This window comes from Ferruginibacter profundus (assembly GCF_054783275.1).
Genome location: NZ_BAAGQW010000001.1, coordinates 1,612,814 through 1,633,829 on the forward strand (window position 1 = coordinate 1,612,814; position 21,016 = coordinate 1,633,829).

Below are 21,016 nucleotides of genomic sequence, written 5' to 3' on the forward strand. Positions count from 1 at the left end.
ATATGGTTAATACTCCGGCAATTGTTTACCTGTTGATAACCAAATACCGGTAATTTTACAACCACAATAATATATTAAAAACCATACCAAAAGCAATTTTTATATGGCAGAAAGGAAAAAGATATTAGCCATTTCAGGTAGCACCCGTCAAAACTCCACCAATTTAAATTTGTTGAAGGCAATTGAAATATTATTTGAAGATGCCATTACAATGAAAATATTTGAAGGCATTGCATCATTGCCGCATTTTAATCCTGATGATACCGACAAACCCATTCCCGAAGTAATGTTATTCAGAGAACAACTTCGCCATGCCGATGCCGTGGTTATTTGCACGCCTGAATATGCACACGGTGTGCCTGGCTCTTTAAAAAACGCCATTGACTGGACGGTTTCCACCAATGAATTTTCTCATAAACCAACGGCATTAATAACTGCTTCCACAGATGGAAGAGCAGGTCATGCTGCTTTATTGGAAACATTACAAACCATTGAAGCCGGAAATGTAGCACAACTACAATTGCTCATTCAATTTGCAGGAACAAAAATCGGTAAAGACCATATCATTAAAGATGAAGCTACACTTACTGCAATAAAAAAACTGATGGCAGCATTGATCAGTACCATTGAAAAAAATGCAATAGCTGCACCTTAAAATACCGGATCGTTATTATTTTTTATTGATAATGCTCCTGTAGGACATTTATTTACCTGGTCAATTATTGTTGGTGTATCGGCGCCTTTTGCATTGATCCAAGGATGCGCTTTAAGATCGAATACCTGCGGCAATTGGGTTACACAGCGGCCGGAGTGTTTACACAATTCAGGTTTCCATACTACTGTGATATCATCGTTGGCATATTTAATTTTCTTGTCTACCTCTTCTTCATGATATACATAAGTACGTACTTTGGTATTGCCTTCCAGTATTTTTGAAACCGGGCAGGCCTGTGCAATTTCTGCCAAACGGTTTTTTTGTTCAGCACTTACTTCCGCACCGGGAAAACTGATATCCCGATCAATAAAAGTCAGCAGCTCCTCTCCCTGCCTGCTTTGAAATAAATTGGTGTTCACTGCAATAGCAGGAATTTCCCAACCCTTGCGTTCGATGTACATACGCAGGGTGACCAATGTGCAGGAAGCCAGCGAGGAAAGTAATAATGTAAATGGATCGGGGCCGGTATCTTCGCCGCCGCTTTTCACCGGTTCATCCGCAATAAATTTGCCATTGCGCCATTCAATATTGCATTGGTATTTTTTTGTGCCGATAGTGCCATGCACCGGCTTTTCTAATTTGTATTGCATTGCAGTGTTTTAAAATTTATCTCTTACGCTTTCGTCTAAAATCATTTTCCATTCAGGATGCCTTTTAATATACGCCACCACAAACGGGCAAAGCGGTATCAACCTGAAATGATTTTTTTCCAGGTAAGACAATGTTTTTTCAATAATGGCAGTGGCAACACCTTTACCTTCCAATGCCGGCGGCACTTCGGTGTGCAGCAGGCTGATAGTAAAATGATTTTCTGAATACACTATTTTTGCTTTATAGTCATCTACCATCATCTCAAATTGTTTGAGGTGCTCGTTTTTTACGAGCGGGAGATGTACAAATTCATCTTTCATAATTATTATGTATTATTAGTAACTCAATGTACCAAATTTTCCAGTCCTGTAATCATCCATGGCCTGTTCAATTTCTGCAGCCGTATTCATTACAAAATTATCTTTTGCTGCCACAGGCTCATCAATAACTTCGCCAGACAAAAATAATAATTGTGCGCTTTCTTCTGCACAAACAATTATTTCATCATTTTCTTTTTCAAATACAATTAAATGATGCTCGGTAACCGTTTCCATATTTACATTAATACGGCCATTTACCACATACAACAATGTCCAGTAACCCGGTGTTGCTGCAAACTGTACCCTTTTGCCTTTTTCAATTTCACCTATCATTGATATTACCGGTGTTATACTTTTTATTGGCCCTGTTTTACCTTCATAATCGCCGGTTGCCAACCGGAAACTCACGCCTTCCTGTTCCAGTACTTTGGGCAATTGGTCTTTTTTTGCAGCCTGGTAAGAAGGTGCATCCCACTTATTGGCTGCCGGTGCATTGATCCATAATTGGATGAATTCACTTATACCTCCATTATCTAAAAAGTTTTGCGTGGGGCCTTCGCTGTGCAACAGTCCTTTGCCTGCAAACATCCATTGCACATCACCGGCTTTTACAACATTATCATGGCCTGCATTGTCTTTATGATAACCTTCTCCCTGCAAGGTAAATGTTACAGGAGAAAAACCCCGGTGCGGATGCGGATTGATCCGCAATGTTGAACCCGGTTCAATATTTTTGGGTAGCATGTGATGCAGTACTATAAACGGATTGGCAAACCTGAAGTCTTTGTGTGGCAAGGGTTGTAACACCGTTTCTTCTTTTGTGATCTGTTTTTCTCTTCCGGCTAAAATATGTTCAATTGCCTTTTTCATAAACAACTATTTTATAAATTTATTTATAATTTATTGCGGCCACTAATTACACGAATTTTTACTAATGATATTTTCTTATTCGTGTAAATTAGTGCAATTCGTGGCAAAAAAATCCCGGGGCAAAGTTTTGCTCCGGGATAAATTATTAATCCAACACTCCAAATTTTCCTTCCTGGAATTCTGCTATAGCTTCATATATTTCATCTTGTGTATTCATTACAAACGGGCCATAGCTTGCGATAGGTTCGTTGATAGGCTCACCACTCAATAGTAACACTACTGCATTTTCATTTGCCTTGATCTGTATTTCTTCTCCCTCATTTTTAAATAAAACAAAACTGTGTTCTGCGGCATTGCTGCCATTCACTTCCACACTGCCGTTTATTACCAGCAAAGCAGTATTATGTGTTGCCGGTACAGCTACTGTTGCTTCACCATCCTTGTTTAATTTATAATCAAACAGGTTTACAGGGGTATAAGTAGCAGCAGGACCTTTTACATCGTTGTAATTTCCTGCAATTACATTTACTGTACCGCTGTTGCCGGGCAATTCAATTTTGCCCATCTGGCCGGCGGTGATAGATTGATAATGTGGTGCTACAGCTTTATCTTTTTTAGGAAGATTCACCCACAATTGTACCATTTCAAACGGGCCGCCTTTTTTTGAATATTCTTTTTCATGATATTCTTTGTGCAGTATACCTGCACCTGCCGTCATCCATTGTACATCACCGGGATTGATGACACCGCTGTTGCCGGCACTGTCATGATGCGCCACACTACCTTTATAAGCAATGGTCACCGTTTCAAAACCTTTATGCGGATGCACATCCACTCCTCTTAGTTTTTCAGTTGGGCTAAAATTAAATTCAGCACCAAAGTCCAGCATTAAAAACGGGCTTATCCTTCTTTGGGGAATATTAGCACGAGGTATAAAATTATATACCCTGAAACCATCTCCCACCATGCCTGGTTGTTCAGGCCTTTTTATTATTCTTTCAATTACTTTTTTCATACAATGTATTTTAATTTTTTTATTGAATAGTGATGGGTAATGCAGCTGCTTTTAAAGCATCGTCAACAAATGAAAATGAAGGTTTATTTGCTTCTTGTCTTTTTTGCAGCGCCGCTTTTATTTGTGTAACAATTTCATCATCATTATTATTTTCCAACAGGACCAGATCAGGCCGCTGAAATAAAAATAATCTGCTCAGCTTTGCGGCATCTTCCTTTGTACTGTTATCAAATACCACCACATCAAAATCCACCTGGTGAAATTTTTCAATAGCGGCTTCAGTGCCGGCTACTGCAACTACATCCCATTCGTTACCGGCAGGTAAGAAATCATATTTTCCAACTACCAGTATTGTTGTCCTGTTCATATACTTTACTTTTTTTTGAATAACAAAAGTACCACGGCTATAACCTGAAAAAAATAATCCAGGTTAAGCAAAAAACTTAATCAAGATTAAGTTTTATTTCTTTGCAGGAACTTTATTCAGCATTTTACTAAGGAATTCCGGGGTAACCCCGATATAAGCGGCTACTTGTTTTTGAGGAAGATTTTCTATTAATGAAGGATAGCGTTTGCAAAAATTGCCGTAACGTTCCAATGCCGAAAGACTAAGGTTATCAATAAGGCGATGCTGGTAAGTGGCTAATGAGTTTTCGGCCAGTATTCTAAAAAATCGTTCCAGTTTGGGAATTGCGGTATACAATTTATCCAGGTCATTTTTTTGTATCAGTATAATTTCACTGTCATCCACAGCATCAATGTATAATGTGCCCGGCTCCTGGGTGATCATACTCTTCATATCGCTTATCCACCAGCCGGGCGGCGCAAACTGCAGGATGTGTTCAAATCCATTTTTATCAATGGAATAACTGCGGAGGCAGCCGGCAATAACAAATACCGCCTGCTTACTGATATCTCCTTCCTGGTACAAGAATTGTTTTTTCTTTACTTTTTTATAGGACAACACAGCAATAAGCTGGTCCTGCTCCCCGGCAGTGAGGCTGATATGTCTGGCAATGGCATGTAATAATAGATCAGGCTGCATACAGTATAATATGTTTTCAAAAATAAGAAAGAATAAGTACTCCCCGGTTAACAGTTTGCGTAAACTTAAACTCAAAAATCATATCTCCTGAATTAAAAAGTGCTTACTTTTAACCCACTTAATTTCTTCAACCTCTTATAAAGCTTTTCCGATGAAAAAAATGTTTGCTGTATTTATTGGCACGCTTATCAGCCTGCAGTTTGTAATGGCACAGGTAAGCGTAACCAGCCTGCTCACCGAAAATCTCTCCAACCCTTTGAGCATTGATGTTGCCACACCAAGATTGAGCTGGCAATTAGCAAGCAGCAAAAGAAATGTTGTACAAACAGCTTATGAATGTAAAGTAATGAATGGAAAAACAGTTGTATGGAGCAGCGGTAAAGTACCATCATCACAATCTGTAATGATCCCTTATGCAGGACGTGAACTGCAATCGGGCAGGCAATATACATGGCAGGTAAAAGTGTGGGATAATTATGGCGCTGCATCTGCATGGAGCAATGTTGCTGCTTTTAAAATGGGTTTATTGAATGCATCAGACTGGAAAGCAAAATGGATCGAGGCTGGTTTTGCAGAAGACAGTATCAATCGTCCGGCACAATATTTCAGAAAACCTTTTTCGCTGAATAAAAAAATAAAAACGGCTACCGCTTATATTACAGCACATGGTATGTATGAAGCACAAATTAATGGCAAACGTGTTGGTGATTATTACCTAACCCCGGGCTGGACAAGTTATAACAACCGCCTGCAATACCAGGTGTATGATGTTACTGCCATGTTGAATAATGGTGCCAATGCTATTGGAGTTGTGGCAGGCATGGGTTGGTACCGTGGTTATTTAGCGTGGGATGACCATAAAAATCTCTATGGTAAAAAAACAGGTATTTTACTGCAATTAGATATTGAATACAATGATGGTACTACGCAAACAATAATATCTGATGAAAGCTGGAAATCTTCCTACGGCGCTATCCGCTATGCTGAAATTTATAATGGCGAAACGGATGATGCAAGAGAAGAAAAAACAGGCTGGTCAACAACCAATTTTAATGATGCCGACTGGAAAGCCGTAAAGATTGGTGATGCGGATAAAGCGCATTTAGTAGCCACTTATAATGAACCTGTAAAAAAGCATGAAACATTTAAACCCATCAAAATTTTCAGAACACCAAAAGGAGAACTGGTAGCAGATTTTGGACAGAACCTTGTAGGCTGGGTGGAATTAAAAGTGAAAGGTAATAGTGGTGATAAAATAATTATTTCACATACCGAAGTGCTGGATAAAGCTGGAAATTTTTATACAGAAAATCTTCGTGTGGCCAAACAACAAAACACTTATATTTTAAAAGGTGGTGGCGAAGAATTTTTTGAACCGCATTTTACCTTCCAGGGATTTAGGTACATAAAAGTAGATGGTTTCCCCGGCGAACTGACACCGGAAAATATTGCGGCGGTGGCTTTATATTCTGATATGAAACCAACGGGCACATTTACTTCTTCCAACGCATTGGTAAACCAATTGCAACATAATATACAATGGGGACAAAGAGGTAATTTTTTAGATGTGCCTACTGATTGCCCGCAACGTGATGAACGTTTGGGCTGGACGGGTGATGCGCAGGCATTTTCACGTACCGCAACTTTTAATTTTGGTGTCAATAATTTTTTCGCCAAATGGTTAAAAGATGTGGCATTTGATCAATTGCCCAATGGCAGTGTACCTTTTGTGATACCGAATGTATTAGGAAAAACAGATGCCGGCTCCACAGGCTGGGCAGATGTGGCTACCATTATTCCATGGAACGTGTACCTGGCCTATGGTGATAAGCAGGTGTTGGCAGACCAATACAGCAGTATGAAAGCATGGGTGGGCTATATGGAAAAAGCCAGTAAGAATTATTTATGGAATACGGGTTTTCATTTTGGCGACTGGTTATTTTACCGCCCTTTTGATGATAATGATGGCCGCTCTGCTGTTACAGATAAATATTTTATTGCGCAATGTTTTTTTGCTCACTCTGCCCAGCTAACATTGAATGCAGCAAAAGTATTAGATAAAACTGCAGATGTAACGTATTACAGCAACCTGGTAGAAAAAGTAAAAGAAGCTTTTTTAAAAGAATATGTTACACCCAACGGAAGATTATTATCCAACACACAAACGGCTCATGTGCTGGCATTAAATTTTGATATGCTGCCCGAAGCCATGCGTAAAGATGCAGCAGCCAGGCTGGCTGAGAATGTAAAAAGTTATGGCAATCATTTAACCACCGGATTTTTAGGCACCCCCTATCTCTGCCATGTACTCAGCCGTTTTGGTTATACCGATGTTGCTTATAAATTATTATTGCAGGAAACTTACCCTTCATGGCTGTACCCGGTAAAAATGGGTGCAACTACTATTTGGGAAAGATGGGATGGCATAAAACCGGATGGCAGTTTCCAGGTGCCTTCCATGAATTCTTTTAATCACTATGCATACGGCGCCATTGGCGACTGGATGTACCGGGTGATGGTAGGATTAGATACATATGAAGATGGTGTTGGTTACAAGCACATCAAAATACAACCGCATATTGGCGGAGGATTTACCAATGCAGCTGCAGGTTTGCAAACCTACTATGGTACTTTAAGCTGCGGCTGGAAAGTTGATGGAGGCAGGGTAACAATGGATGTGGAAATTCCGGCAAACACCACGGCTACTGTATATGTACCTTCCACTGCATTAATAGCGAAAGAAGGCGACATACTATTACCATCTCCGTTAAAAGATATTACAGTTATTGGCACAGAGGATTTTTACGTAATACTCAAAGTTGGGTCGGGTAAATATCATTTTGAAGGGATGCAATTGTTTTAAAAAATATTTTTTTTCGTTTGTCCGGTTTTGTAAATGCCGTTCGTCATAATAATGAAAACAGATTTTAAAACATCTAAAAACATTACTCATGACAGCGAAAGAAAATGCACTCAACTGGTTTGAAATACCAGTAGCTGATATCAGCCGTGCAACAAAATTTTACGAAACTATCTTTGGTATCCAGCTGCAACAGGCAGAGATGATGGGTATGAAAATGGCCTTCTTTCCTTCGGAAGATATGAATGGAAAAGTTTCCGGGGGATTGGTACAGGGTCCGATGCATACACCGAGTGCAGATGGTACCAAAGTTTATTTGAATGGTAATCCCGATCTTTCCAATGTACTTGCTAAAATTGACAAAGCAGGAGGAAAAATATTAATGCCTAAGACAAAGATCACAGACGAGATCGGCTACATGGCACATTTCACCGACACCGAAGGCAATACGGTGGCATTACATTCCAATAAATAATAAAAACAAAAAAATATTATGAAAGAATTCTTATTAATTTTCAGAAGAGAAAATACCACCGATAATCCACCAATGTCGCCTGAACAATTACAGGCTATGATGAAACCCTGGCAGGATTGGATCGGTAGCATTGCTGCACAAAACAAACTGGTATCGGCCGGCAACCGCCTGGAGGCTGATGGCAATGTGGTTAAGCCCGGCAATATTGTTACCAATGGCCCTTTTGTAGAAATAAAAGAAGCGATCGGTGGTTATACCATCATTAAAACTGGTACATTAGAAGAAGCCACAGAGATATCGAAAGGTTGTCCCATACTTTTTGTTGGCGGCAGTGTGGAAGTGAGAGCTATAATACCAATGTAACAACATGCAAAGGGTTGTCAATTTTTAAAAGATTGACAACCCTCACATAATATTGCCTCTGTACATTTACAGGGGCATTATCATTATGAATGAAACAGAACTGATACCGCATTTGTTCCGCACAGAATACAGTAAGATCGTTGCTGTACTTTGTAAATTATTTGGTATTGAGTACATGAGCACCGCAGAAGATATTGCCAGCGATACTTTTTTATTGGCTGCGGAAACATGGGGATTGAAAGGCTTACCTCAAAATCCAACTGCATGGCTATATAAAGTTTCGAAAAATAAGGCCATTGATTTTTTAAGAAGGAATAAACTTTTTACCGAAAAAATTACACCGGCTATTTCTGCTGAAGAAAACAGTGTAACAGAACCCGAAATTGATCTTAGTGAACAAAACATTACCGACAGCCAGCTGCAGATGATGTTTGCTATCTGTAACCCCTGCATTTCTGCAGAAGCACAAATCGGCCTATCCTTAAATATTCTCTGCGGATTTGGTGCAGCAGAAATTGCCGATGCTTTTTTAAGCAATACAGAAACGATCTACAAAAGATTGAACCGTGCCAAAGAAAAACTTCAGGCTGAAAAAGTAAAGATAGAAATACCCGGTACCGCAGCCATCAATCAAAGACTGGAAACTGTTTTAACCACATTGTATTTATTATTCAGCGAAGGTTATTATTCTTCTTCGCAAAATACCACCCTTAGAAAAGAATTATGCATTGAAGCCATGCGCTTAAACCTGATGCTCACAGAAAATGAACAAACCAATACACCTGCGGCCAATGCATTACTCTCCTTAATGTGCTTTCATTCGTCAAGATTTGAGGCAAGGATAAATACCCTTGGTGAAATTATTTTGTATGAAGACCAGGATGAAAAGCTCTGGAATACCGAACTGATCACCAAAGGAGAGCTTTACCTGAACAAAGCCTCTACCGGCAAACAGTTAACTAAATACCACCTGGAAGCTGCTATTGCTTTCTGGCATACGCAAAAAAAAGATACACCTGAAAAATGGGAGAACATCCTGCAACTCTATAACAAATTATTACAGGTAGAATACTCTCCTATTGCTGCATTAAACAGAACCTATGCGCTTTCAAAAGCCAATGGAAAGCGGGAAGCCATTGCAGAAGCAGAAAAATTAAATCTTCCCGGTAATCATTTCTACCATTCTTTATTGGGCAATTTGTATACAGGTATTGATAACGCCAAAGCTATGCAGCATTTTCAGCATGCTTTAAAATTTGCAAAATCAGCGTCAGATAAAGCAACAATAAGTAAAAACATTTATGCGCTTCAATAGCGGTTAAAGTATTCTTCCGTCAATTTATCTTTATTGCTTTTTTACATCTATGGTTATGGTAAATGGATAATCGCCATCTTCATCTACAAATTGGGTGGCAAAACGTTTTTGGTCGCCTCTTTTTATGGGATCGAGGTCAATGACCTGGAAATCATACCCTTTTATTGTTCCGTCTTGTCCACGTATTTTTATCCGGTCATCGCCACTGCCGCTATCATAATCTGAAAGGGAATAGTAAACAGTAAGTTTTGCACCTGGTACTTTACCTGCCGGAATATTAATCTGTATTTCTTTCAGCGGCAAATTTTGTTGGTTATAGGTTTTTAATTCTTCCTTCCTGATATGATCCTGCTGGCTTAAACTCATCATAATCTTTGACTGGCCTTCCCAGATACGATTACCTTCCGCATCATTTACTTCAGCAAATATGAGGCCGTAAAGATCCACATCATCCTGGTTCATCTGGTCAATATGAATTGAAGCGATCTTTACATTAACAGATGCAGGCTTTTCATCTTCACTCTTTGGTTCGCAGGAAATACTGTTGAAATAATCCGTAGTACTGGAATATTTTACTATATCACCATTCATATTTCTGAAGGTATAGCGGATTGGTTTTGATGTGGTATAAGTAAGGCTTTGTATAATCTGCTGTAATCTTGTTTTCATTTCTGTAATGCCAAATGCAGGATATGCTTTTGCACTTTGCCCGCCTACCACAAACATATTTACAGTTGCCTTGCCATTGGAAATATCAGATGCAATGTCAATGGCACCACTGCCACCTGCAAGCAATCCTTCATAACGGGCTTTTAAATTATTCGTTATTTTTTCATCATCCAGGCTTATTTCTACCAACGCCATCACTCTTTGCCCGTAAGTAACAGAAGATATGTACATCATGTCTGCAGTTTCTCTTGCAGGGTCAGTAAAAAAACCTCCGGCAGGTTTACCGGCATCAATACTGAACATTTCTTTAGTACAATCAAATAAAAAAATATGCGATTGATTTTTCTTATAAAAATTAAATTGATTGCTGGCAGAAAATCCGCCGCCATAACCCGATGCGCCAATTTTTATATCCAGTTCCGCTGCACTGCGTACTTCTTCCGAATGTATTTGCATACTGCCCAAACTAATATCTTCAGGCACTCTTGTAAATCTTTCATACAGATTTTTAATGGCCTGCCTTGCACTAACCAGGTTTGGTTCCTGCATGGTTTCAGATACAGAGCCACTTATATTGGGGTTAGAGGTAGAAATTATTACGGGGTTACGATTGCCGGTTTCATCACTCCGGCTATTTATAAAATTATTGAATTTATACACAGCCCCCGGCCAGATATTGGCTGCCTGTGCCTCGTAATTTATTTTCATGTAAGAGTCATTGCTAATAGAAACCCTTATTTGTTCGGAGCTGCAATTCCATTCATTGTTCTGCGATTGTGTTTTATTTTTACTCATATAACCAGGCTTACCTTTTTCTGCACCGGCTATAGTATTTGCTGAAACACCGTATGACTTATCTGCAAGTTTGTATTGAATAGTTACCGGCACTCCTCCCGAACGAATAGTTTGAGTATATATACCGGAGATAACTTCATTGGCTTTAATTGACTGATTGGGCGAATTATATTTGTTGCCATAATCGGTTTGTTTAAGGTCTCTTGCAGGCAATTGATTTGCAGGTTGCAAAGGTTTACTGGCTAATGGCGCATTTCCCTGTCCGGCTAACTTTACACCTGTAGCAGGTTTAGCCACCGGCAATGTATCTTTTTTAATGGGCTGCTTACTGATTGCAGTAGTAGCACCTGTTGCAGGTATCAGTTTTTTTGCAGACATCACCTGCGCCTTTATTGAAAAACTTACCAACAGCAATGCTGAGCCGGCAAGTAAAACAAATTTATTATTCATAACATTAATTTTTATAACTGCTGAAATTGTTTGATTTAATTCCTGGATTCATACACGTTAGTATCAGGGTCTCCATCACCGTTAGTATCCATACCGGTTACTTTTATTTTTACTTTTAGATAACCTCCGCTTCCGCTGGTACCTACCTGCTTTACTACGTATATCAATGCATAAGCGGTACGATTTTCCATTTCTGTTTTTACTGCAAAAACTTTCCCGTCCAGTTTATTGCCGGGGGAAGAATACCAGCCTGCAAAACCACGTGTACCCTTCACGGCACCTGATAATTGCGTATTGTATTGTATTTTTTCAAACTGTGCACCGGTTAAAGTAGTTACTGCCACTTCGCTTTCATTTACAGTCTTCCAGCTTTTAACAGGGTTATCGGTTGTGCAACTACCCCAAAAGCAATCGGCACCTCCATCATGAGCAAAATTTGGTGTCACTAAATAATAAGTATTCTGCCCATCGTTAGGCGCTAAAAAAATAAGGTCCACACTGGTAGGTTTTTCCTCTGCATCGCCACCAAATAAAACGGTGCCGGTTAATGCGTCTAAATAACATCCATATTCTGCATTGTACTGGTTGCCTAAATTGGCACTGCCATCGGGGTTGTAATTGGTATTTTCAGGAACACCCGGATCGTTATAAACCGGCTGACCATTGTTATTGTTATTTACCGGGAAATTATTATCACTTACCGGCTGCCCTTGCGAAGGGTTAGTATTATTATTTCCAGGATCAGATTTTACCTGCTTCGTATCGATGACTACATTGTCATTATCATTTGCTGATCTACTCTTTTTATTTTTCTTTTTAAAATGAATAGCGAAGATGGGTTCAAATATTTTTATTACAGCCTTTGCATTCTGTACTGCATTCTTTGTATTGTTTGCAATCATGCCAGCCTGTTCTTTTACCTTATCACTGGTTTCGCTTACCTGCTGCGATTTATTGTTTACCTGTTGCGCTTTTTTAACCACTTTATTTTCCTGTGCAAAAGAAAATTGCCATAGCAATAAGCTGCTAAAAAAAACGATCGTCGTTTTCATTGTCATTATTATTTTTGGTGAAGATTATTTTTTGCCCCAGCCGGCGGGCCATTTTAAAAATTTGTCTAAACTTTTTATGGGATGTGCTACAAAGCCTTCATTTAATCCGCCGGGCCTGTCAATTACCCAATACCTCCAATTCTTAAAATCAAAAAAGTAGTATTTGCTGGTGACAGGCTGATAGATCACGTCTGTAACATTAGTGTAGTCGTACAGGTCAAAAGCCTGGCCTGCCAATCCCGGCAGCGCCGCATAAAAATCACTCATGCTATAAACATTATACTGCTGGTATCCATTTAAAGTGGTACTGGCAACTTTATCAATGTAAGGATGGGTTTGATCGAGGTATAAAAGATGGTATTCGCCATTTATAAACACATCTGCATCAGGTAGCCTTGCCGGAAATAATGGATTAAAAATAGTGTACTCGTTTTGTCGTATCCATGCATGCTGTGGCGATGTGGGGCTGTATGATGTTTGAACGAAACCACCTCCTGATATCCGTATATAACTGTTATTATCCACAATAAATTCTGCCCCGGGGCTCCAGCGGATTTTTTTTACCGCAGCCGGCCAGTTAATGGAAAGGCTATCGATAGGTTTGGGGGCCATTACAATTCTTGCACTATCGGTACTGTACAATTCTATCCGGAAATATTTTTTGTCGTTATTATTATCATGATCCAGGTCGTAAATATTAAACTCGGAAGTACTGAACGGAATGCCCGGCTGAAAACCACCACCAATTAAACCCGGGGTATTGGTATTGTTTGCCGCAGGATTGGAAACAGCCGTAGTGCCCGTTTTTTTGCATCCGGCAACAGCAGTCAGACTAATTATTAAAAGCAAAAAAAACAGTTTCATGTTGACAGGTTTAAACATTTGTTATTGTGCAAACAAACTTATAACCAATCGTAGCCTTACAGTTATTGCAATCGACCAACAACATTTTAAATCTGCAAATGATTTTTTATATTATTTTTGTTTTCTATGCAACAAGTCTATAACTGTATTATTGTGGATGATGAAGAAGTAGACAGGCTGACGGTAACGCATTTTGCCAAACAATATCCGTTGCTGAATGTGATGGGTAGTTTTGGTACCGCTGAAGAAGCATTACAATTTGCACAAAAAGTAGCGCCTGATGTATTGTTTTTAGACATAGACATGCCCGGGCTTAATGGCCTGCAGCTTAGAAAAGAATTGGCCGGCATTCCTGCCTGCATCTTCATTACTTCCTATCCCGATTACGCAGTAGAAAGTTTTGAACTGGAGGCCCTGGATTTTATTGTAAAGCCATTAAAAGCAGAACGCTTTGCCAAAACAATGGTACGGTTGCAAACCTATCTTGATATACGGCGCAAAGCCGCTTTACTCGATTATAGTTTAGGCGGCGATACCCTGTTCATCAAAGACGGGCACCACCAGGTAAAATTACAATTGCATGATATCATATACCTGGAAGCCTTACGTGATTATACCAGCATTGTAACAGCAACAAAAAAATACTGTATATTATCAACACTCGGTAACTTGCTGGAGCAAAAAGCATTTCAGATGTTCATCCGTATACACCGGAGTTACGCCGTGCAAAAACACTTTATTAATAAGATAACACCGAAAGAAATTTTTGTACATGATATTATTTTACCTGTAGGAAGAACTTATAAAAATGCATTGGAAGGGCTATTCAATTAAATAATTATGAAATTATTTTTCCTTTTATTGATCATATTCCCCGGTAATACTACCATTGCACAAAAGCAGGGACAGGCTTTTATCGATTCTTTAATTAATGAAATACCCAAAGAAAAAGATGATACGTTAAGAGCAAAAATTATTTACAAGATCGTTTTAAAATATGCTGAAAGTGATCCTGATAAAACTATTGCATTTGCAAAAACAGGTTTGGATCTTTCGAGAAAAGCAGGATGGAAAAAAGGCGAAGGGTCATTCTTAATATCAATGGGCAATGCTTACTCCTACAAAGGCGATTATGCGAAAGCAATCACATTACTGGATACAGCACTTACCATAAGCAAAGCCATAAAAAATTATAAAGGCATTTCTGTTGCGCTCAATACCACTGCAGGAATTTTTCTGCAACAGGGGAATCATACCAAAGCAGTAGATTATTTTTTTCAGGCTTTAAAAATTGCGGAAGAAATAAAAGATACCCTTAATACCGGTGATGCCAATTTTAATATTGCCGCTGCATACGCATCACAAAATGATCATACCAAAGCATTAACTTATCATGAAAAAGCATTGCAGGCTTATGAAATGGCAAAACGTGATGACCGGATTGAACTAGCCTACACCTCTATTGGTCTCGACTACAGCAACCTTAAAAATTACGAAGCAGCGAAAAACTACCTGGCAAAAGCATCTGCCATAAATAAACAAACCGGCAACAACCGGCAACTGGCTATTATCTATGGTAATTACGGTTCCGTATATAGCAATACTAAAGATTATGAAAATGCCCTGTCCTTTTACCTGAAAGCGAATGAACTGTGGACAACAATTGCTCCGGGAAGCCAGAATGCCATTTCTATTATTGGCAATATCGGCGGCGCTTATTTAGACCTTGCACAACACGATTCTTCTGTAACTGCAGCGCATAAAACCGATCCCGCTTTTCAAAAAAACAATTTGCTTATTAACGCAGAAACCTGGTTAAAAAAAGCAGTTCTATTGTACAAACAAAACGGCGATATTGCATATGAAGCAGTATACGGGCAAATGCTGGCCGATGTATATTCCATGAAGGGTGACTATAAAAGTGCTTTTGAAAATTACAAACTATACCACACAAGAGATGACTCCATTCATTCGCAGGAAAATAAAAATGCCATAGCCGGTATTGAAGGGCAAAGAGAAGTTGCCATACGTGACAAAGAAATTGAGATCAATAAACTGGCATTATCTAACACCAGGAAAACGCAATGGGCATTGATCGGTGGATTATTGTTATTAAGTATCATCGGAGGCTTATTATTCCTGCAAAGCCGAACCCGTAAAAAAAACAATACTACTTTACTACAGTTGAATAGTGAGCTGGATGAAGCCAATAAACTAAAAGCAAAATTCTTTGCAATACTCAGTCATGATTTTCGTGGACCGGTTTCACGGCTGGTACACTTTTTACATTTACAAAAAGAAGATGCCGGTTTATGGTCTGCAGAACAGGCTGCAGCACACGAAAAAAAGATCACGGAATCGGCAGAGTCTTTATTGGAGAATATGGAAGCTATGCTTACCTGGAGCAAGGGACAGATGGAAAACTTTCAACCCACTATGCGTACTGTTGCAGTAAGCGACCTGTTTGCTTATTTAAATAATTTTTTTATAAACACTGATAACGTGCAACTGGTATTTAAAGATGCCGGCAACCTGAAAGTGACTACGGATGAAAATTACCTGCAAACCATCATGCACAACCTAACCTCAAATGCTATCAAGGCTTTGCAGCATACTCCCGATGCCACCATTGTATGGAATGCAAAACAGGAAGGCGGTAAAACAATTTTATCCATCACCGATAATGGCCCGGGCATTGCAGACGAACAGGCAAGAGTGTTGCAGGATGATAAAACTCCTGTTAATATTAAAGGCGGCCTTGGATTTCATCTGATAAGGGATCTTGCCAAAGCAATACATTGTACTATCAGGCTGCAGCAGGTGCAGCAGCAAGGCACATCTTTCAGCTTATCTATTTAATTTTAGCGGTCAATACTTTAATCCTTAGTGGAGTAATTATTGAACTGGTAAATTACCGGTACCGGCCAAATGATATTGGTCATGAAAATATTTTTTAAAAAATTTTACCTTAGTGGTAAAATTCACAGGAATTCTGAAACGAAAAATAAAATACTACCGCCTCCTCTGGCTTAAACATGATCTACCTGCCGGATTATCTGTTTTTTTTGTTGCACTGCCGCTTTGCTTAGGCATTGCGCTGGCATCCGGCGCACCTTTATATGCAGGATTGCTATCCGGCATTATTGGCGGGCTGGTGGTATCATTGATAAGTGGCGCTTCGTTAGGCGTGTCGGGCCCTGCCGCAGGCCTGACTACATTAGTGGCAGCGTCCATCATTTCATTAGGTGATTATAAAATATTTTTACTGGCAGTTATTATTGCGGGGTTATTTCAATTATTACTGGGGGTATTAAAACTGGGGGTTATCGCCAATTATTTTCCATCCTCAGTAATTAAAGGCATGCTGGCAGCCATTGGTATTATTTTAATATCAAAACAAATTCCGCTGGCATTGGGATATGATAAGCCTGATTTCTGGACGGGCAGTTTTATGCATTTATTTTCGTCGCAGAATTTTATTGCCAACATCAAAAATTTCAACCAGGAAATTACAAGGGGCGCTATTATCATTGCGGTGGCATCATTGTGTGTAATGATCGTATTGCAACAGCCCTTTGCAAAAAAATTAAAAGTGGTTCCTGCACCTTTAATAGTAGTGGTGCTTGGCATTATCATCAATATTATTTTTACCAAGATCACATCAGTATATACTTTGCGCCCTACACAATTAGTGAATATCCCTACAAATATTTTTTCAAATATCGCTTTCCCCGATCTTTCAAAAATATTCAGCAATAAGGAAATATGGATCGATGGTTTATTCATTGGGCTTTTAGCCACTCTGGAAACATTGCTTTGCACCGAAGCCATTGATAAATTAGATACACACAACAGGATCACACCGGTGAACCGGGAACTAGTGGCGCAAGGCATTGGTAATATGCTTTGCGGATTTTTAGGCGCCATTCCAATAACCGCAGTAGTAGTAAGAGGAGCGGCCAATATTGACGCCGGTGGCCGCACAAAATTGTCGGCATTTACACATGGCTTGTTTTTATTGTTAGCAGTATTGCTGATACCTTTCCTGCTTAATAAGATACCTTATGCTTCTTTGGCCGCTATTTTATTAATTACGGGATATAATCTTACCAAACCAAAACTCTACCGCAATATGTGGAGCCTGGGCTGGAAGCAATTTATTCCCTTCATTATAACCATTGTGGTCATTCTGTTTACCGATCTTTTAATTGGCGTAAGCATCGGATTACTCATTTCAATTTATTTTATCATCAGGAATAATTTTAAGGCAGAATATAAGATCACCAAAACAAAACAACACGAAACAGAGGTGTTTTACATCCGGCTCAACAGCAATGTCACTTTTCTCAATAAAGTAAACCTGAAGAAAGCGCTGGATAAAGTTCCTCCGTACAGCGTGCTTACCATTGATGGCAGCGACTGTAATTTTATTGATTATGATATTCTTGAAATAATCAGCGAGTATGCCAACAAAGCACACGACCGGCACATTGAATTACACCTTAAAGGCATTGAAAAAGTGAACATTACAGCAGTACATTAAAAAATTAACAGGTAAAACATCATTCTGGCACCATTATTTCATAAGTAGTTCTATACACAATCTACTTATATGAAAAAGATCGTTAGCCTTACTATTATTGCACTACTGCTTTCAACTATTTTTATTTCCTGCAGCAAAGACGACACTACAACAGCGGCTTCAACAACACCAACAAGTACGGTGGTAACACAGGGCACCTGGAAAATAACTTATTATAACGACAGTGGTACTGATGAAACGGCTAATTACACCGGCTACACTTTTGTATTTACAACCAACGGTTCTGCAAGTGCCATCCTGGGGAGTTTTGTAACCAATGGTACCTGGACATCATACAATGATGATAGCCAGAATAAATTATACCTGAATTTTGGCAGTACCGCACCCCTCAGTAAATTAAAAACTGACTGGCATATCATTGAAAAAACAAGTATGAAGATACGTTTGGAAGATGTAAGCGGTGGCGGCAGCGGTACAGATTATCTTACTCTGGAAAGATTGTAAAACAAGATCAGCTTAAGGCAAAATCAACTGCCGCAGTTGAGTGTATTAATGCGGTATCAAAAACAGGTACAGCACAATCCTCCTGTTTTATCAATATCGGAATTTCGGTGCAGCCTAAAATAATTCCTTCTGCACCTTCTTCAATAAGCACATTGATGATGCGTAAAAATTCTGCCTTTGTTTCAGGCAAAAAAATACCTGCACTAAATTCATTGTAAATAGAATTATTGATAAAAGCAATATCCGTTTCTCCGGGAATGATAGTGGCTATTCCGTTAGCCGCCAGTTTAGCTTTGTAAAAATCATATTGCATGGTATATTTTGTACCCAGCAAAGCCACTTTTTTTAATCCGGTATTTTTTATTGCTGCAGCAGTTACTTCACCAATATGTATCACAGGAATATGTACAGATGCCTGTATCGTGTCTGCAATTTTATGCATGGTGTTGGCTCCTATCATAATGCAATCTGCGCCGGCCAGTTCCAGTGATTGTGCCGCTTTGCAAATGATCACCGCAATACCATCCCAATCCTGAGCTTCGGTTAACACTTTTATTTCTGCAAAATCAACCGAGTTTAAAATTATTTTTGCAGCATGTGCACCACCAAGCCGTTTGTTAGTGAGTTCATTCAATAACCTGTAATAATCTAAAGTAGAATACCAGGTTAAGCCACCAATGATGCCGATTGTTTTCATGCTGATAATTTTTTGCAACGCAATGTTACAATCATTTTTGTAAATCTTCATCTCACAAAAACGAAGTGCAGTAAAAGTAACCTTTATGCATTTCTTCTGTTTTAATGGATAAATTGTTGGTTAAACCCGCCTTTAAAGTGGTAATAAACACCACCATAACAGCCTTGGCTGTAATAAAAAAAATTGCCTGAAACCCAGCACTGTAAAGGCTTTTAACAAAACCTTCACCCTTTAGGCATAATATTACGAACCTTTAATTGACTTATAAAGCATTGTAAAGCTTACTATCTTTGCGCCGCAATTCGGTAAACCTGCGCTATTTACTGGTTACAACAACCAATGTGTGCTACTGAACAATCCGCCCAACCAGACTTTTTCGCCTGACTTTGAGGGGATGTAATTTTTTAAATTAAAACTAGAAATATGAAGAGTGATGTCATGGGCATTGGTGCCCCTATCAACAAAAAAGACCTGAAAGAACTATTGAAAGAAACAAAAGAAACCATTGCTGTTGATGTAAGAATTGACGGGAACAACAACCGTTCATTTGGTGTGGTAGACTTGTGGAATGTTCAAAAAAGACAAAGAACCACTGCCTCAATGATGAGGAGATGGTCTAACTAAGTGTTACTTTATTCGTTTGAAATAAAATAGTTCTTTTTAGTTTTTACAGCATGGCTTGCGCCATGCTTTTTTATTGGGCCACGGATTACACAGATTTGCACGGATGAAAACAAAATACAGCATATTAACTAAGTTGATTAAACAGCTGCTCTCATCAAAAAAATAATCCGTGTTAATCCGTGTAATCCGTGGCTAACTGTATTTTTCACCAATGAAAATAAAAGTCTAATAAAACAGGCTGAACGAAGTTTCAACTAAAAAAAATCCGCGTTCATCCGTGTAATCCGTGGCTATACCCATGATTTTGTTAAATTTTTAACAGGATTTATTGAATTTGGTACGGTTTTGCATCGTTATAGAAAATTGAATATCTTTACTATACACTATACAATTACTATGTCTGCATCATTTGAATCTGAAAAAAACAGGAAAGCTTTTTTTTATACTATTGCAATAGTTATTGCCTTTTTGTTATTGGCCATTTTCTGGACATGGATAATACCTCCGCCACCAGCACCCATTGCACAGGACCTGATTGAAGTGAACTTAGGTAACTTAAGTGAAGGTTTTGGCGAGGTGCAGCCATTGATAAAAGGAGAGAAATCTCCTGCAGAGGAACCGGTAAACGAACCGAAGCAGACCCAGGCCGCAGCCGCTCCTGAACCGATAAAAGAACAAATGCCTGACGACAGTAAAGATGCTGATGCAATACCTGTTGTAAAACCAACTAAAACTGAAACAAAACCAAAAATTGTAACAAACACCACAGCACCTGTTGCTGTAGCTGAACCTAAGCCACGAAAGCCAAAGATTGTATATCCCGGAGGTTCAAATAATACAAACCCTGGTAATGGAGCTAAGGAAGATAATGGTTTTAATAGTCAGGGTAATAAACCAGGTAGCAAAGGCGATATCGGTCATCCTAATGGCAAGCCTGATAGTTTTGGTGATAATCCGGGCGGAAGAACCGGTGGTAGTGGATTAAGGGTATCCAAAGGCGACAGGACTATTATAAACAATTATATTTTCATGGGCTCACTTCCCAAAGCAATTATTAATGCTAAAATCAGGGTTAATCCCGAAGGTAGAGGAGTATTTATTGGGTTAGATAAAGGTTCTACCAGCAGCGATTCCAGATATGCTGACGCTATCAGGGGTTACCTGCCCAATATACAATTTAATAAAAGTGATCACACTTCTGAAGTAGTTGTGCCGTTTAATTTTAAAGTGCAATAATTTTTCCCGGTAA

General features: G+C 39.1%; 21 protein-coding genes. 11 read left to right on the plus strand and 10 right to left on the minus strand.

The genetic code is table 11. From position 1 onward, the window contains the following. Positions 1-103 precede the first annotated feature (103 nt). On the plus strand, positions 104-655 hold the full coding sequence (locus ACYVM0_RS06815) for an NADPH-dependent FMN reductase (RefSeq protein WP_460554454.1): 552 nt from the start codon (positions 104-106) through the stop codon (positions 653-655). On the opposite strand, the gene ACYVM0_RS06820 is transcribed toward ACYVM0_RS06815, so the two are convergent. The 6 genes from ACYVM0_RS06820 to ACYVM0_RS06845 form a co-directional block, all read right to left on the minus strand. Further along, positions 652-1,305 carry a (4Fe-4S)-binding protein gene (locus tag ACYVM0_RS06820; protein WP_460554457.1) on the minus strand — a complete coding sequence of 218 codons (654 nt, stop codon included), beginning with the start codon at positions 1,303-1,305 and terminating at the stop codon, positions 652-654. The genes ACYVM0_RS06815 and ACYVM0_RS06820 overlap by 4 nt on opposite strands. 9 nt (positions 1,306-1,314) lie before the next feature. Further along, a complete protein-coding gene (locus tag ACYVM0_RS06825; protein ID WP_460554460.1) occupies positions 1,315-1,626 on the minus strand; it encodes a GNAT family N-acetyltransferase in 312 nt (103 codons plus the stop codon). A 15-nt stretch (positions 1,627-1,641) separates the two neighbouring features. Further along, complete coding sequence (locus tag ACYVM0_RS06830; RefSeq protein ID WP_460554463.1) at positions 1,642-2,496, minus strand: pirin family protein; 855 nt, start codon at positions 2,494-2,496, stop codon at positions 1,642-1,644. A 145-nt stretch (positions 2,497-2,641) separates the two neighbouring features. Beyond that, the gene (locus ACYVM0_RS06835) at positions 2,642-3,511 is read right to left on the minus strand and encodes a pirin family protein (protein WP_460554466.1); all 870 of its coding nucleotides are present in this window, start codon (positions 3,509-3,511) and stop codon (positions 2,642-2,644) included. A gap of 19 nt (positions 3,512-3,530) precedes the next feature. Then, positions 3,531-3,878 (minus strand): hypothetical protein, encoded by a 348-nt coding sequence (locus ACYVM0_RS06840; protein WP_460554469.1) that lies wholly within the window; start codon positions 3,876-3,878, stop codon positions 3,531-3,533. A gap of 93 nt (positions 3,879-3,971) precedes the next feature. Beyond that, entirely contained in the window at positions 3,972-4,556 is a 585-nt protein-coding gene (locus ACYVM0_RS06845; protein WP_460554472.1) for a Crp/Fnr family transcriptional regulator, read from the minus strand. 151 nt (positions 4,557-4,707) lie between these two features. Here ACYVM0_RS06845 and ACYVM0_RS06850 point away from each other — a divergent pair, with 151 nt between their 5' ends. From ACYVM0_RS06850 to ACYVM0_RS06865, 4 genes are all read left to right on the plus strand, one after another. Then, positions 4,708-7,419 carry a family 78 glycoside hydrolase catalytic domain gene (locus tag ACYVM0_RS06850; protein WP_460554475.1) on the plus strand — a complete coding sequence of 904 codons (2,712 nt, stop codon included), beginning with the start codon at positions 4,708-4,710 and terminating at the stop codon, positions 7,417-7,419. Between the two features lie 88 nt (positions 7,420-7,507). Next, on the plus strand, positions 7,508-7,891 hold the full coding sequence (locus ACYVM0_RS06855) for a VOC family protein (RefSeq protein ID WP_460554478.1): 384 nt from the start codon (positions 7,508-7,510) through the stop codon (positions 7,889-7,891). An 18-nt stretch (positions 7,892-7,909) separates the two neighbouring features. Further along, positions 7,910-8,254, plus strand: coding sequence for a YciI family protein (locus ACYVM0_RS06860; RefSeq protein WP_460554481.1), 345 nt, complete (start codon positions 7,910-7,912; stop codon positions 8,252-8,254). 85 nt (positions 8,255-8,339) lie between these two features. Beyond that, positions 8,340-9,569, plus strand: a complete 1,230-nt coding sequence (locus tag ACYVM0_RS06865; protein ID WP_460554484.1) for an RNA polymerase sigma factor — start codon at positions 8,340-8,342, stop codon at positions 9,567-9,569. A gap of 30 nt (positions 9,570-9,599) precedes the next feature. Here the strand turns inward: ACYVM0_RS06865 and ACYVM0_RS06870 are convergent, their stop codons facing one another. From ACYVM0_RS06870 to ACYVM0_RS06880, 3 genes are read right to left on the minus strand one after another with little or no spacing between them, the layout of a single operon-like run. Then, positions 9,600-11,483, minus strand: coding sequence for a thiol-activated cytolysin family protein (locus ACYVM0_RS06870; RefSeq protein ID WP_460554487.1), 1,884 nt, complete (start codon positions 11,481-11,483; stop codon positions 9,600-9,602). 35 nt (positions 11,484-11,518) lie between these two features. Further along, a complete protein-coding gene (locus tag ACYVM0_RS06875; RefSeq protein WP_460554490.1) occupies positions 11,519-12,535 on the minus strand; it encodes a hypothetical protein in 1,017 nt (338 codons plus the stop codon). Between the two features lie 24 nt (positions 12,536-12,559). After that, entirely contained in the window at positions 12,560-13,399 is an 840-nt protein-coding gene (locus tag ACYVM0_RS06880; RefSeq protein WP_460554493.1) for a hypothetical protein, read from the minus strand. Between the two features lie 126 nt (positions 13,400-13,525). On the opposite strand from ACYVM0_RS06880, the gene ACYVM0_RS06885 reads away from it, so the two are divergent. The 4 genes from ACYVM0_RS06885 (at position 13,526) to ACYVM0_RS06900 (ending at position 18,446) form a co-directional block, all read left to right on the plus strand. Then, entirely contained in the window at positions 13,526-14,233 is a 708-nt protein-coding gene (locus ACYVM0_RS06885; RefSeq protein ID WP_460554496.1) for a LytR/AlgR family response regulator transcription factor, read from the plus strand. Between the two features lie 6 nt (positions 14,234-14,239). Then, positions 14,240-16,258 (plus strand): tetratricopeptide repeat-containing sensor histidine kinase, encoded by a 2,019-nt coding sequence (locus tag ACYVM0_RS06890; RefSeq protein WP_460554499.1) that lies wholly within the window; start codon positions 14,240-14,242, stop codon positions 16,256-16,258. Between the two features lie 112 nt (positions 16,259-16,370). Next, the gene (locus tag ACYVM0_RS06895; protein WP_460554501.1) at positions 16,371-17,942 is read left to right on the plus strand and encodes a SulP family inorganic anion transporter; all 1,572 of its coding nucleotides are present in this window, start codon (positions 16,371-16,373) and stop codon (positions 17,940-17,942) included. Between the two features lie 69 nt (positions 17,943-18,011). Beyond that, on the plus strand, positions 18,012-18,446 hold the full coding sequence (locus tag ACYVM0_RS06900; RefSeq protein WP_460554505.1) for a hypothetical protein: 435 nt from the start codon (positions 18,012-18,014) through the stop codon (positions 18,444-18,446). 7 nt (positions 18,447-18,453) lie between these two features. Here ACYVM0_RS06900 and ACYVM0_RS06905 read toward each other — a convergent pair whose 3' ends face one another. Next, positions 18,454-19,143 carry an aspartate/glutamate racemase family protein gene (locus tag ACYVM0_RS06905; RefSeq protein WP_460554507.1) on the minus strand — a complete coding sequence of 230 codons (690 nt, stop codon included), beginning with the start codon at positions 19,141-19,143 and terminating at the stop codon, positions 18,454-18,456. A gap of 423 nt (positions 19,144-19,566) precedes the next feature. On the opposite strand from ACYVM0_RS06905, the gene ACYVM0_RS06910 reads away from it, so the two are divergent. Together ACYVM0_RS06910 and ACYVM0_RS06915 are read left to right on the plus strand one after the other, a co-directional pair. Next, positions 19,567-19,767 (plus strand): hypothetical protein, encoded by a 201-nt coding sequence (locus tag ACYVM0_RS06910; protein WP_430989803.1) that lies wholly within the window; start codon positions 19,567-19,569, stop codon positions 19,765-19,767. Positions 19,768-20,163: 396 nt separating this feature from the next. After that, positions 20,164-21,003, plus strand: a complete 840-nt coding sequence (locus ACYVM0_RS06915) for an SPOR domain-containing protein (RefSeq protein WP_460554509.1) — start codon at positions 20,164-20,166, stop codon at positions 21,001-21,003. Positions 21,004-21,016 lie beyond the last annotated feature (13 nt).